This window comes from Bifidobacterium sp. LH_491 (genome assembly GCF_056356495.1).
Map to the genome: position 1 here is coordinate 709,544 of NZ_JBKEUI010000001.1, position 13,911 is coordinate 723,454.

Here is a 13,911-nt window from a genome sequence, read left to right on the forward strand (position 1 = left end):
GGTGTCACTTTGTGAACCATGGTCGGATAAGGCAGTGTTGTTCGTCCCTGATGGAGCCGCAATGCGGTAATCTTCATCAGGGACGTTGTTGTTGGCATGGACGTCGTCATGGCTCGCATCGATGACGCAGAAAGCGAGGAGTCACCATGGGACGAGTGGTGAGTTACAACGAGGACGTGCAACGGTGTGCATTCTGCGGGAAAACCGAACGTCAGGTGCGACGTATTGTGGCAGGGCCGGGAGCTGCGATTTGCGACGAATGTGTTGCGTTATGTGTGGATATCATTGCGGAGGAGCGACGCGGCCAGCATGAGGAACAGATATTGCGTGTACCTAAACCGGCGGATATCGCCGCATATCTGGACCGTCATGTGGTGGGCCAGCATGAAGCCAAGCGAAGCTTGTCGGTCGCGGTGTACAACCATTACAAACGGGTAGCCATGGAGTCGCGCGAGATGGATCAGCGTCAGGATGGCGATGTTCAGGATGATTTACGCACAGTGAAGGTGCTGAAATCCAATATTTTATTGGTGGGCCCTACTGGCGTGGGCAAGACTCATTTGGCGCAGACATTGGCGTCAATGCTTCGGGTTCCGTTCGTGATTACCGATGCCACGACGCTTACCGAGGCGGGATACGTGGGCGACGATGTGGAGACGGTGCTGCAGCGACTGCTGCAAGCGGCGGATGGGGATGTGGAGCGTGCCCAGCATGGCATTGTGTATATTGATGAGATAGATAAAATCGCCAGAAAATCGGCGGAAAACACGTCCATTACGCGTGATGTCAGTGGCGAAGGCGTGCAACAGGCGTTGTTGAAGATTGTGGAGGGTACCATTGCATCGGTGCCGTTGGAAGGCACGCGCAAGCACCGTGACCAAGATATGGTCAATATGGATACGCGAGGCGTGTTGTTTATTTGTGGTGGTGCGTTCGTGGGCTTGCGTGACATCGTGGAACGGCGTTTGGGGGCGCATGAAAGTGGATTCGGAGCATCTTGGCGTAAACGTGAGTGGGATGCGGACGCGCTGTTGGAGCAGATGACGCCTGATGATTTGGAAGAGTTCGGCATGCTGCCCGAATTTGTGGGGCGATTGCCGGTGGTAAGCGTGCTGCATGAGCTTGATGAGGATGACTTGGCTGCAGTGCTGGTTGAGCCCGAGCATGCGCTGACCAAGCAGTATCGTAAGCTGCTTGCCGCAGACGGCGTGGATTTGGAGTTTACCGACGAGGCCATACGTCGTATTGCCGCTTTGACGGTACAGCGTGGCACAGGGGCGCGCGGACTACGTACGATTATCGAGCGTACGTTGGAGGATGTCATGTTCCGCGTTCCCAGCATGCAAGGAGTAAGCCGCGTGGTGGTGGATAAGAACGCAGTCGATGGTGACTGCGCGCCGCATATCATTATGGACGATGATGCGCAATTCGACCATCGACGCGCAAGGGCGTAACATGCCCGTAGCGTCATGGCATATGATGCCGACACGCCGGCGTTGAGCCTGTCGCCGCAGAGAGGTATCTTATTCGAGTTGCCGCAAGGCAGCTTGCGCGAGTAGCCCAGCGGATTAGAGCAGCTGACTACGGATCAGCAGGTCGCAGGTTCGAATCCTGTCTCGCGCACGATAAACCCCTCGGTTGCACATGCTTCCGAGGGGTTTTCCAATATTTGCGCTCTTATGAGAGGTGCTGCCATGGGGTGTGGGTCTCGTAATGCATGTGGCACTAGGAGTGGGTCTGGCGCACATGCTTGGCAATAGTGTTGCGGCAGCGCCATTGGCGTGATTCGGATTACAATAGCCAGTTGGCGTACAGCGACACGGCATACAATATACAATGGCCGATTATCGTAAGCGCGCACGGAGAGTGACATAAGGAGATACCATGAGCAATCTGTTCACGTGGAAAATTCACGGTGACGGCAAAACCTTGCAACCCGGCGAAGTGGTCGAGCCGGATGAACGTTTGACGTGGGGACGTACCGCCGGTATCGGTGCGCAGCATGTCATCGCCATGTTCGGTGCCACGTTCCTGGTGCCGATTCTGACGGGCTTCGATCCGTCCACCACACTGTTCTTCACCGCGCTGTCCACGGCGTTGTTCTTGCTCATCAATCGTAATGTGCTGCCGAGCTACTTGGGGTCGTCATTCGGTTTCATCGCGCCGATTACGGCAGTGACCACCGCTCATAAGGGTATTGCGGTGGCCAGTTTCGGCATTCTAGTGACTGGCGTGCTGTTGGCGCTGGTTGGCGTGCTGGTACACTTCGCAGGCTCGAAGTGGATCGATGTGGTCATGCCGCCGGTGATCAACGGCGGCATTGTGGCCATTATCGGTTTCAATTTGGCGCCGAATGTGTGGACCAATTTCCAGGCGGCACCTGATACCGCCATCGTTACGCTGGTGGCGGTGCTGTTGGTGGCGGTGCTGTTTAAGGGATTGCTGGGACGCTTGAACATTCTTATCGGCGTCATCATCGGCTATATTTACGCGTGCATCCGTGGGCAGGTGGATTTTGCCGCGGTGGATCAGGCCGCATGGTTCGGCTTGCCGCAATTCCACACGCCACAGGTGGATTTCTCGATTCTGCCCATGTTCATTCCCGTCGTATTGGTGTTGGTCGCCGAGAACGTTGGGCATGTCAAGTCCGTGGCACAGATGACCGGTCGTGATTATGACTCCCAGATGGGCACGGCATTGCTGGCCGACGGTGTGGGTACGGCGCTGGCTGGTCTTGGTGGTGGTTCGGGGACCACCACATATGGTGAGAACATCGGAGTGATGGCCTCCACCAAGGTGTATTCGACCGCGGCTTATTGGTGCGCTGCCGGATTCGCCTTGATTTTGAGCCTGTGCCCGAAGTTCGGTGCGATCATCAATACCATTCCCACGGGTGTGCTCGGTGGCGTTACCACCTTGCTCTACGGCATGATTGGTATGATCGGCGTGCGCATTTGGGTGGAGAACAAAGTGAACTTCGACAAGCCGGTGAATGTGATGGTCGCGGCCATTGTGATGATTATCGGCATCGCCAACTTCGCGTTCGCGATTGGCGATGTGCAGTTCAATGGCATCGCCATCGGCACGGTGGTGATTTTGGTGGTCTACCACGGCTTGAAGGCCATCGGCAAGCTCACTGGCACCATCGACCGTGACGATCCGGATGTGAGGTAAGCCCTCCCTGAGCGACCATTGCGGTGCGCGGCTGTCGCGTGCGCTGCAAGAATAGGAGCGCCGTTCCACTGTTGTGGGGCGGCGCTTTTTGTGGTGATGCTGCCCATGCCGGAATGGCGGATGCTGGAACATGGCGGCGTATGATGGGCTCGGATAAATTATGCCTATGGTAAGGAGAGAAGTATGGATGGATTGGCCGTGATTACGGGCAGTGCGCGGGGGCTGGGACGTGCGCTGGCACAGGTGATGGTGGAGAGAGGCTGGACCGTGTGCGGTATCGATATGGATGCCGATGCGCAGCGCGACGCCGAGGCTGTGTTGGGGAGTTTATATGTACCCTATGTAGGTGATGTGTCCGACGAAGCATTTGTGCAAGCCTCCATGCGTGACATTGAGATGCGGGGTCATGTCGATGTGTTGGTGAACAACGCCGGGCAGCCCTCGTTCAAAGTGCCGACCGAATATGTGGGCGCGGATATGGATCGTTGCCTCAAAGGCCTTAAAGGTATGATGCTGTGGAGCGTGGCAACTTTGCGGGCTACAGGCGAGGAGCGTCTGAAGATTGTGAACGTGATGAGTACCGCGGCCACGCGGGGCAATGCGCATGAATCGGTATATTGTGCCGCGAAATGGGGCGAGAAGGGATATACGGAAAGTCTCAAGGCGGCATACAAAGGCAGCACGGTCAAAGTGGTGGGTGTGTATCCCGGAGGCATCGATACGGCGTTTTATCGCGATAGCCGCGACTATGTGTCGTCAGAAAAGCAGCGTACCTTCATGGATCCCGATGAGTTGGCGACGGTGATTGCCAACGCGATATTGTCGCCGGCGAATCTGACGGTGTCGGATATGCTGATCGAACGTAATTATCAATGATTGCCGTCGGCATGATTGATGATCTGGACTGCTGATTGATTGTATGAAGGGCGGTGCTGGCTGGCTGTCGATATCGATTGGTGGTCGGTGTTCCTATGCGAGCGGGGCGGCATGAGTCACATGCCGCCCCGCTCGCATCGATAGGTGTATGTTCGTCAGGCTTTGGTCCGACGCAGGGCGGAATCGATAATACCGCACACAATGCCGATGGCGGCGGGAATCATCCAGGCGATTTGCATGGATTGTCCGGGCACTCCAGCCAACGCGTCATGCAGATATGGCATCGTCCAGCCGAAAGTCTGGGTGATGGTGTCGATCAGACCGATGACGCCGAATGCGCCGACTAAGCCAATTGTCCATACGTAGATGCGCGGTGCATGCGACGTGAGCGGACGATGCACTAAGGACAGTACCACCAGGACGATGGCCACCGGATAGAGCGCCACAAGCACCGGCACAGAGACGGTGATGATAGTGGACAGGCCGGCATTCGATATCATGAAACTGAACAGCGCCATCACGGCGGTCCAACGTCGGTAGCTCATGCGCATTCCGGCAACGCTCGGCATCATATTGTGGAAGTACGTGCTGCAGGTGCATAACAAGCCGGTGCAGACGTTGAAGCAAGCTACGACGAACACCAGACCCAACAGTGCGGTGCCGGGAAGGCCGAACGCGCGTGAGGTGAGGTTGGTCAGCACAGTGGCACCGGTGTCGTTGGCCGGGTCGATGGAGACCATGGTGCCGGATACCATACCGACAAAGGCCAGCGCGGCGTAGACAACCGTGAGCAGTATGCCGGTGCCTATGCCTGCCAGTGCGGTTTCCCAACGTACGGCATGTTCGTTGTCGATGCCCATGGTGCGAGCATTGGCGGAAATGACGATGCCGAAGTACAGGGCGGCCAGCAGATCCATGGTCTGGTAGCCATCAAGGAATCCCTGGGCGATTTGGCCGTGCTCGTAGTTCCCCATCGGAGCGCTGAACGAGCTGGGAAGAATAACCAAGCATGCGATGAACAATACGACGATCAGCGCTACCAGCAACGGGCCCATGATCTTGCCGAATGCTTTGGAAAGTTTTTCTGGGTGTTGGGCGAGTATGAAGGCCAGTGCGAAGAATACCGCTGAGTACAGTAGCTGCGTCAGCCACGTGGGCAGCGAGCCGGCAAATGGGGCCACCGCCATTTCATAGGAAGTGCTAGCGGTACGTGGGATAGCGAAGCAAGGGCCGATAGTGAGCATGATAAGTAGGGAGAGCACTCTAGCGAAGGTTGGGGAGATACGGTCGGCAAGATGCTCGAAACCGCCGGCGAAGGACACGGCCAAGACACCTAGGATGGGCAGGCCTACGGCGGAGACAATGAAGCCAATCATGGCGGGAATGCTCAAGCCTCCCGCTTGGGCGCCGATGAATGGCGGAAAAATAAGATTGCTGGCTCCGAAGAACATGGAGAAGAACGTAATGGCCAGCATCATGCGGTGGCGCGGCGAGAGCCGCCGCCCGTTCGACGAGGGTGTGGTTTTGGTTGATGTTGGTGTTGTGTGCATTGCTTTACGATAGGGCATGCGGACGGATTCATCGAAATCAATGTCAACATAGTGGACACGGGTTTGGGGCCGCTTGGCGTTGCGCCCAGAGCTATAGCGTTGTACATGCGTGTAGATTTCCCATAATATGGACGTGGGGGTAATGAACCGTGCCCGTGATGCGGGTAGAAGACAAGGAGTGCAGCATGCAACAGAAGCAAGTGGAACGCGCGGCATTGCGGGTGGGTATCATCGCCAATGCCTTTATGGGAACTGCCGGCATGGTGGTGTTCTTTATGACCGGATTGGAGGCGCTGTTTTTGGACGCGGCGTTCACCATTGTGGCGTTGATTTCCGGCATTGTTGCCATCGTGATTTCCAAACAAAGCATGAAAACCACGGATCGTTTTCCTAACGGCATGTTCGCGCTCGAACCATTGTATGCGGTGGCCAAGGCATTGTTGACCATGGCGTTGCTGCTTTTCTCCACCATGACCGTCACGCGAGAGGCCGCGGTATATCTGGCCACTGGCGATGGGGACCCCATCACTGTGGGGCCGGTGGTGTACTACGAGCTGCTTATGGTGGCGATTTGCTTAGGTATGGTGTTGTATTACCGTCGCCGCAACCGTAGCATCGGCAATGTAAGCACTATTTTGGATGCCGAATCGCGCACCACATTGGTTGACGGCATTCTATCCGCCGGCATCGGCATTGTGGCGCTGGTTATTCTGTTCATTCCCATCGATTCGCCGTTGGGATTTATGCACTATTTGGGTGACTTCTTTATCACCATCGCGTTGGTGGCCTACTCGGTCAAAGAGCCGATCGCCGTATTGCGCAATGGCTTGGTCGAACTCATCGGCGGCGTCGTCGTGGACGACGAAACCATAGGATTCGCGCAAGGTGTGGCCTGCACCCATATTCCAGGCGGCACTACGTTCGACCATCTGCACGTCTTCAAGCAAGGCATGAGCCATACCGTGGATATTTATCTGCGATGCGAGAACGACACCATCGACGTGAGCCACTTGGACGAATGCAAGCGCAGCACCGAACAGGCGCTCGCCGGACGGCTGCATATCGTGGACGTCAATTACATCTTCGACTAAAGCTTGTACGAGGCCACGCGTGGCACCGAGATCCACCGTGGGATAACAACCGTCGGTCAGGGCATACGGCTAAGGTTGGGGAGCCCGGCGCTCGCCGTGTTCATTCATCGACATAGGGAAGGCCAACGTGCCCAATACCGCAGTTTCTTCGCGCAATGCGCTTCGTCGTCATGCGAATCATCATCATATGGATACTCACACCATCGAGAATTGGGAAGCGGGGTGTGGCGACGGCGACGCCGATTACGGCGACAGTCGACCGCAAGACGATGCCGTGCAATCCGTCCGCAGCGTACCGTCGCAGGATCGGACAATAGGCTTTGCCGAGGTGGGTGTGCCCGAGCCCTTGGTGCATGCGTTGGCGCTGGAAGGCAAGCACGAACCGTTCGCCATTCAACGGCAGGCCATTCCCGATGCCCTGGCAGGGTGCGATGTGCTGGGGCGGGGGCGTACCGGTTCAGGAAAAACCTTGGCGTTCTGCATTCCTTTGGTTGCCCGTTTGGGTGATGAATGTCTTGGGCGGGGAGCGACGATGGCGGCACAGGCCGAAACGTCGCTGCCCAGTCCACGCGGGTTGATTCTCGCGCCGACACGTGAGCTGGCCAACCAGATCAACGACGTGTTGACGCCGTTGGCCATGGTCTACGGTCTTCGTTCGGTGACGATTTACGGCGGCGTGAAGCAACGCCAGCAGGAGCGGGCCTTGCATCGCGGTGCCGATATCATCGTGGCATGCCCGGGTCGTTTGGAGGATTTGCTGTCCCAGAAGCTGCTGTCGTTGTCACAGGTGCGCGTCGCGGTGCTGGATGAGGCCGATGAGATGGCTGATATGGGATTCTTGCCGGCGGTGACTCGGTTGTTGGAAGCGGTGCACGACGATGCGCAGTGCCTACTGTTTTCCGCCACGCTTGACCATGGTGTCAACGATGTGGTCGAACGTTTTATGCATGAGCCGCGTGAGCATAGCGTGGATAGTGCCGCGCAAAGCGTGGATGCCATGACCCATCTCGTCTGGCAGACTACACGCGGCGATAAGAACGAGCTAATCCGCACGTTGGCCGGCGGTGTGGATCGCAGTATTTTGTTCACGCGCACCAAATACCAGGCAGAAAAACTGGCGAAGCATCTTACGCGCAACGGCATGCCGGCCGCGCAGTTGCATGGCAATCTCAGCCAACGCCAACGAGACAACAATCTGCGGGCGTTTGAAACCGGGCAGGTGCGTATTTTGGTGGCCACCGATGTGGCGGCAAGAGGCATCGATGTACCTGAAGTACGGTTGGTGGTGCAGGTCGATCCGCCGGATGACATCAAGGCCTTGGTGCATCGTTCCGGGCGTACCGCGCGTGCCGGGCAGACCGGTACGGTGGTGACGGTGGTGTTGCCCGAGCAACGGCGGTATACGCAGCGGTTGATGCGGCAGGCTGGCTTGCGGGTTGAGGTACAGTCCGTGAGTCATGATGACGAACAGGTCCGCGCATTGGCCGGAGAGCGCGCGCCCATCGTGCATGATTGGACGTTGGATACCGGCGATGTCGATGGCGAGCGTGAGCGCGGTGGCCGTCGCCGTCGGGGACGTCGTGACGATGCTGCGCAAGAACGCCGTCGGTCGCGCGGGAATCGGTCTCGTCATGAAGACAGTCATAATGGAGAGCGTGATGCCAGGCGTGGCGCATTGCGCGACGATGCCGAGGTTTGGCGTGACGCGGCTCAGCGTGCCCGGCGAGATGATGCGTCCCGCGAACAGATCAGCGATACGGTCAAGGAGGCGGTGAATCGTCCCACCCGTGGAAGCGGACGCATCCACCGCAAGCCCATCGAGGTCATCAGTGACGAACGGGGTGAATCGGTGAAGCGGCATGAGCGCAGGATGCAAGCCCGGCGTGAACGTACGCAGCGGCATGACTACCGTGCGCGCCGTCATGATCGTGCGTCGCAACCCAAGAAGGAATCGCGTTCTGCAACGCACAAGCGCGCCGATCACATCGATCGTGGTGTATCTATCAAGCGGGATACGCGTCGCGATTCGTCGACAAAACGACAATCATCCCGTCATGATGAGCAGCGTCGGCAAGTGTCGATGAAACGCTCGCGCAAAACCGGGCACGGCAAACGTACGCCTTTTCGTATGGCGCCATCCAGTACATCGCGACATGCCTCAGGCAAGCGCCGCTAGGCGCTAGACACGTCTTCGTGGGGATACCTGCTGTCCGGGCGAATGGGCATCGTAATCGCAGGCACCCTGTCGCATGGCGTACGAGCAATGCGACAAGGCGCCTACAGGAGTGAGTCGTCGTGCACCGCGCAGAGTGCGGCTATTGCCGTTCCCGGCAGGTTTGTCCGAGTTTGCGTGACAGTGTGGCGACATCCAGCAACTCGTTCAGTTGATCGTCGGTAAGTGAAGTGCGCACACGCGCCACGTCGCGCACGCTGCGGTTGGTGTCCACCGCTTCCTTGGCGATGGCCGATGCCGCTTCGTAGCCGATGGCTTCGTTCAACGCCGCACCAAGCGACGGGGAATTCTGGGCTTGGGAGAGTCCCGCTTCGATATTGATGGTGAGACCGATAAGGCATCGTTCACGGAACATATCCATGGCCTTGGTCAATAACGTCATGCCGGTGAGTAATTCATGCACGATGATCGGGTCGAAGGCATTGAGCTGAAGCTGGCCTTCGGCGGCCGCCCAGTTGACGGTGACATCCATGCCGAAAATCATGAAGCAGCACTGGTTGACGCATTCGGGAATCACCGGATTGACCTTGCCTGGCATGATGGATGATCCGGCTTGGCGTGGGGGAACCGTCACGTCGCCGAAGCCGCATCGGGGGCCGGAATTGAGCAGACGCAGATCGTCGGCGGCTTTCTTGAGATGGATGGCGAGATTCTTCAGCGCCGCGCTGACGGCGATGTAGGCGCTCATGTCGGTGACCGCGGCGATGGGGTCGGGAGCGATGGCGATGGGCAGGCCGGTAATGGTCGCCAGATGTTCGGCGGCGGCATGACGGAAGCGCAGGTCGGCGCAAATGCCCGTACCGATGGCGGTGCCGCCCAGGTTGAGTTCGCACAACGGCTCGACCAATGCCTCGATGGTGGCCAGGTCATGCTTGAGGAACGAGGCGAAGGCGTGGAACTCCTGCCCGAACGTCATGGGTACGGCGTCCTGCAATTGTGTGCGGCCCAAGGTGACGTCATTGGCGTGTCGGTCGGCTAAGTCATGGAAGGAGCGGGCGAGCGCCCGGCACGATTGCGCCAGCGGGTGGATGGCGTCCACGATGGCGAGTTTGCAAGCCGCGGGGTAGGTGTCGTTGGTGGATTGGGAATGATTGACGTGGTCGTTGGGGTGGATATGGCCGTAGTCGCCGCGCGGGTGTCCGGACAGTTCCAACGCCCGGTTGGCGATGACTTCGTTGACGTTCATATTGCAGCTGGTTCCCGCGCCTCCTTGCAGGACGTCGACGGGGAACTGGTCGGCCAGGTTGCCGGATTCGATGTCCAGACAGGCGGCGCTGATCCAACGCGCGATGTCGCCGTCCAGCAGGCCGAGCTGGGCGTTGGCTTGTGCACAGGCGCGTTTGATGGTCGCGTAGGCTTTGATAAGTCCGGGATGTGAGGCATCCGTGATGCCCGATACGGGGAAGTTCTCGATGGCTCGCTGCGTATGGATGCCCCAATAGGCATCGTCGGGAACAGCCAGTTCTCCGATGCAGTCGTGCTCGATGCGCGTGCGGGAATCGTCGTACGCCGTGCCATTGTGGGTCATATCAATACCTCCTGTGTGTGACGATACCGCATTCCATCATGCGCAACGCGCGTTGGACACGCCACGGCATGCCGATGATTGCGCCACGGGCGCAAAACCTCGCGCATATTGCATGTGGTAGCGCGCTACTTCCGTCGTTGCCAGTAGGCTAGAGACCATGAGTTTTTTCGACGCCTTTGGTATGATGTTCGACCCCGAGAACGATCCGCGCAAGCGTGGCGAACGTTCCGGGCAATCTTCGGATGATCCGGTGATTTTCGATGTGCAGGTGGATGGGGATGAGCCTCGCGCGTCAGACAAAGGTTCGCGTTCCCGCGCGCCCCGCGCGCCGCGGGTAACTGCGGGAGGCAAGACCACGGTGGTCGGCGGTCGGTTTACCGCATGGTTCATCGGGATTGTCGCGGTACTGGCCGTGTTGGTCGGTGCGTTTTTCGCGTTGGCGCGGTTCATTACGGATGTCATGTGGTATGACCAGCTGGGATTCGCCAGTGTGATCTGGACGCAGCTGGGCGTCAAGGTCGGCTTGTGGGCGGCGTATGCCGTGGTGATGGCGTTGATGACCTATGTATCGGCCACGTTGGCGATTCGGGCGCGGCCTGCTGGCGCCGACGGGTCCACGTTGCGCATCAACGGCGACGTGGTTGAGGTCGGCAAGAGCGTGAGTTCGAGGAAGGCCCGACTGATGGCCGTGGTGGCGGCGTTGCTGGTCGGCGTGCTGTTCGGCTCCCAGTTCAACGCGGATTGGACGCAGATTCTGCTGATGTTCCATGCGCAGTCCTTCGGGGTGAGCGATCCGCAGTTTGGCATTGACAACGGCTTCTATGTATTCGTCTTGCCGGGATTAACGCTGATGGTGTCGGCGTTGCTCATACTATTGGCCGTGGCATTGGCCTTCAGTGTGATTACCCATGTGCTGATGGGTGGTATCGCCATTACGATGCCCGTACATGGCAAGGGATTGTTCCGCATATCCACTCGTGCCCGCCGGCAGCTGGCGATATGGCTGCTGCTGACCATGCTGTGCGCGGCGGCGCGTCAGGTGCTGGGAGTGTTCTCGCAGCTGACGGTCGAGGGGTCGCGTACCACTGGCGCGGGATATACGGCGGTGCACGCCACCATTCCGGTGACTTTCATTATGGCGGCGATTACCGCGGTGCTTGGTGTGGTGCTGGCTGTATGGCTGATGCGTTCCCATGCCCTGCGTGGTCCCGCTCCGGTCAGCGTGCGCGCTTCGGCGGCCTTGCGTGCTTGGCGCACGCCGGTGATCGCCATCGCCGTGGGCGTGGCGGCGTCCGTGGTGCTTAACGGTGCCTGGCCCGCGTTGCTGCAGCGTTTCGTGGTCGATCCCAACGCCCAGGAAATGGAATCCGCGTACATCCAGCGCAATATCGACGCCACGCGCAAGGCGTACGGACTCGACGGGCTGAAGGTCGAACAGTATCAGGCCACCACCGAAGGCAAGAGCGGCGCGTTGGCGCAGGACGCCGAATCCACGGCGCAGATACGTTTGCTGGACCCGCAGGTGGTTGCACCCACCTTCAAGCAGCTGCAGCAGTCGAAGCAGTACTATACGTTTGCCGACACCTTGGCGGTGGATAAATACGACATCGACGGCGTCAGCCAGGATACGGTGATTGCCGCCCGCGAGCTCAACCTTGCCGGCAACGACAACCGCAACTGGGTCAACGACCATACGGTGTACACGCACGGCTATGGCATCGTCGCGGCGTACGGCAACAAGGTGACGTCGGACGGCCAGCCGGAATTCTTCGAATCGGGCATCCCCACGCAGGGCGTACTCACCGATACGCAGCATTATGAGCCGCGCATTTACTTCTCGCCGAACGCGCCGGAGTATTCCATTGTGGGCGCGCCCAAGGGCACGCAGTCGTGGGAGTTTGACTATCCCACCGGCTCGCAAGGCGCCACCAATACCTTCGACGGCGATGGTGGTCCTTCGGTGGGTAATCTGTTCTCCAGGTTGCTGTACGCGATTCGTTTCGGTTCCGATCAGATTCTGTTCTCCGACCGTGTGACGTCCGACTCGCAGATTCTCTATGACCGCAATCCGCGCGAGCGTGTGGCCAAGGTCGCGCCGTATCTGACGTTGGACGGCCGTGTGTATCCCGCGGTGGTCGATGGCCGTGTCAAGTGGATTGTGGATGGCTACACCACTTCCGATGCCTACCCGTATTCGCAAACCACGGATTTGGGCAGCGCCACGCAGGATTCGACAACGGTGACCTCCTCGACGGTCAAGGGCTTGGGCAGCCAGCGCGCCAATTACATTCGCAATTCGGTGAAGGCCACGGTTGATGCCTATGACGGTTCGGTCGACCTGTACGTGTGGGATGATTCCGATCCGGTGATCAAGGCGTGGTCGCAGATTTTCCCGGGGCAGTACCACAGCATCAAGGATATGTCCGGCGATCTGATGAGCCATATGCGCTATCCGGAAGGGTTGTTCAAGGTGCAGCGTCAGCTGTTGGCGAAGTACCATGTGACGACGGCCAGCCAATTCTTCTCCGGCGAGGATTTCTGGCAGACACCGGTCGATCCGACCGAGTCGAAGGAACAGCAGCGTGAGGACGTGCTGCAGCCTCCGTATTATCTGACGTTGCAAACCGGCGGTACCAAGCAGCCGGTGTTCTCGCTGACCTCCACCTACATTCCCGCGGGCAACGCGACCAGGGAGATCCTCACCGGGTTCCTCTCGGTGGATTCGGATGCGGGCAATAAGGCCGGTGTGATCGGCAAGAATTACGGTACGTTGCGCTTGCAGGAGCTGCCGAAGGATTCCAACGTGCCGGGACCTGGTCAGGCGCAGAACAACTTCAATGCGAACGCCGACGTGTCCAAGGAACTCAATTTGCTGGAGTCCGGGTCGACCAAGGTGAACCGCGGCAATCTGCTCACCTTACCGCTGGGCGGCGGTTTGGTGTACGTGCAGCCGGTGTATGTACAATCCAGCGGTTCGACGAGTTTCCCGTTGCTCAAGAAGGTGTTGGTGGCGTTCGGCGATCAGGTTGGCTTCGCCGATACGCTCAATGAGGCGCTGGACCAGGTGTTCGGCGGCGATTCGGGAGCCTCGGCGGGTGACGTCCAGAATGCGGGCGGTCAATCGCAGGGTGGCGGAGCTGCAGGTGACGCCACTGTGGACGACGGTAATGCGGGCGACGGTAAGAACGACGCCTCATCAGGCTCGCCGTCAACGAACGAAGGAGGCGACTCCACCGAGCTGCGGCAAGCGTTGTCGGATGCTTCGCAGGCCATGAAGGACAGCGACGCCGCCATGCGTTCGGGCGACTGGAGCGCATACGGCGAAGCGCAAAGCCGTCTGCAGGAGGCGTTGAACCGCGCGTTGGCGTTGGAGGACTGACTGCGGCAGCGGGCTGTCGACCGGTCGTCGTGACCGGGCCGTCGGACATGCGCGTGCGAGTGGCAAACGAGCCCAACGCG

The 13,911-nt window shown here is 58.9% G+C and carries 8 protein-coding genes and 1 tRNA gene; 7 read left to right on the forward strand and 2 right to left on the reverse strand.

Annotated elements, in window-relative coordinates:
* The first annotated feature begins 146 nt into the window (after nucleotides 1-146).
* From clpX to AC1AWK_RS02515, 4 genes are all read left to right on the forward strand, one after another.
* Nucleotides 147-1,454: an ATP-dependent Clp protease ATP-binding subunit ClpX gene (gene clpX / locus AC1AWK_RS02500; protein WP_476567841.1), complete on the forward strand. Its 1,308-nt coding sequence runs from the start codon at nucleotides 147-149 to the stop codon at nucleotides 1,452-1,454.
* Between the two features lie 95 nt (nucleotides 1,455-1,549).
* Nucleotides 1,550-1,623, forward strand: a tRNA-Arg gene (locus AC1AWK_RS02505).
* A gap of 261 nt (nucleotides 1,624-1,884) precedes the next feature.
* On the forward strand, nucleotides 1,885-3,174 hold the full coding sequence (locus tag AC1AWK_RS02510; protein WP_476567843.1) for a uracil-xanthine permease family protein: 1,290 nt from the start codon (nucleotides 1,885-1,887) through the stop codon (nucleotides 3,172-3,174).
* Nucleotides 3,175-3,357: 183 nt separating this feature from the next.
* Nucleotides 3,358-4,050, forward strand: coding sequence for an SDR family oxidoreductase (locus tag AC1AWK_RS02515; protein WP_476567845.1), 693 nt, complete (start codon nucleotides 3,358-3,360; stop codon nucleotides 4,048-4,050).
* A gap of 155 nt (nucleotides 4,051-4,205) precedes the next feature.
* On the opposite strand, the gene brnQ is transcribed toward AC1AWK_RS02515, so the two are convergent.
* Nucleotides 4,206-5,600, reverse strand: coding sequence for a branched-chain amino acid transport system II carrier protein (gene brnQ / locus AC1AWK_RS02520; RefSeq protein ID WP_476567847.1), 1,395 nt, complete (start codon nucleotides 5,598-5,600; stop codon nucleotides 4,206-4,208).
* 185 nt (nucleotides 5,601-5,785) lie between these two features.
* Here brnQ and AC1AWK_RS02525 point away from each other — a divergent pair, with 185 nt between their 5' ends.
* Both AC1AWK_RS02525 and AC1AWK_RS02530 read left to right on the forward strand, forming a co-directional pair.
* Nucleotides 5,786-6,691, forward strand: coding sequence for a cation efflux transmembrane domain-containing protein (locus AC1AWK_RS02525; RefSeq protein WP_476567848.1), 906 nt, complete (start codon nucleotides 5,786-5,788; stop codon nucleotides 6,689-6,691).
* Between the two features lie 187 nt (nucleotides 6,692-6,878).
* The gene (locus AC1AWK_RS02530) at nucleotides 6,879-8,867 is read left to right on the forward strand and encodes a DEAD/DEAH box helicase (protein WP_476567850.1); all 1,989 of its coding nucleotides are present in this window, start codon (nucleotides 6,879-6,881) and stop codon (nucleotides 8,865-8,867) included.
* A gap of 139 nt (nucleotides 8,868-9,006) precedes the next feature.
* Here the strand turns inward: AC1AWK_RS02530 and AC1AWK_RS02535 are convergent, their stop codons facing one another.
* The gene (locus AC1AWK_RS02535) at nucleotides 9,007-10,452 is read right to left on the reverse strand and encodes an aspartate ammonia-lyase (RefSeq protein ID WP_476567852.1); all 1,446 of its coding nucleotides are present in this window, start codon (nucleotides 10,450-10,452) and stop codon (nucleotides 9,007-9,009) included.
* A 157-nt stretch (nucleotides 10,453-10,609) separates the two neighbouring features.
* Here AC1AWK_RS02535 and AC1AWK_RS02540 point away from each other — a divergent pair, with 157 nt between their 5' ends.
* Nucleotides 10,610-13,831 (forward strand): UPF0182 family membrane protein, encoded by a 3,222-nt coding sequence (locus tag AC1AWK_RS02540; RefSeq protein WP_476567854.1) that lies wholly within the window; start codon nucleotides 10,610-10,612, stop codon nucleotides 13,829-13,831.
* Nucleotides 13,832-13,911: the final 80 nt, after the last annotated feature.

Excerpts from the sequence above, each read along its gene's own strand:
- AC1AWK_RS02515 (WP_476567845.1), top strand. The coding sequence starts at position 3,358 with ATGGATGGATTGGCCGTGATTACGGGCAGTGCGCGGGGGCTGGGACGT.
- clpX (WP_476567841.1), top strand. The coding sequence starts at position 147 with ATGGGACGAGTGGTGAGTTACAACGAGGACGTGCAACGGTGTGCATTC.
- AC1AWK_RS02540 (WP_476567854.1), top strand. The coding sequence starts at position 10,610 with ATGAGTTTTTTCGACGCCTTTGGTATGATGTTCGACCCCGAGAACGAT.
- AC1AWK_RS02535 (WP_476567852.1), bottom strand. The coding sequence starts at position 10,452 with ATGACCCACAATGGCACGGCGTACGACGATTCCCGCACGCGCATCGAG.
- AC1AWK_RS02510 (WP_476567843.1), top strand. The coding sequence starts at position 1,885 with ATGAGCAATCTGTTCACGTGGAAAATTCACGGTGACGGCAAAACCTTG.
- brnQ (WP_476567847.1), bottom strand. The coding sequence starts at position 5,600 with ATGCACACAACACCAACATCAACCAAAACCACACCCTCGTCGAACGGG.
- AC1AWK_RS02530 (WP_476567850.1), top strand. The coding sequence starts at position 6,879 with ATGGATACTCACACCATCGAGAATTGGGAAGCGGGGTGTGGCGACGGC.
- AC1AWK_RS02525 (WP_476567848.1), top strand. The coding sequence starts at position 5,786 with ATGCAACAGAAGCAAGTGGAACGCGCGGCATTGCGGGTGGGTATCATC.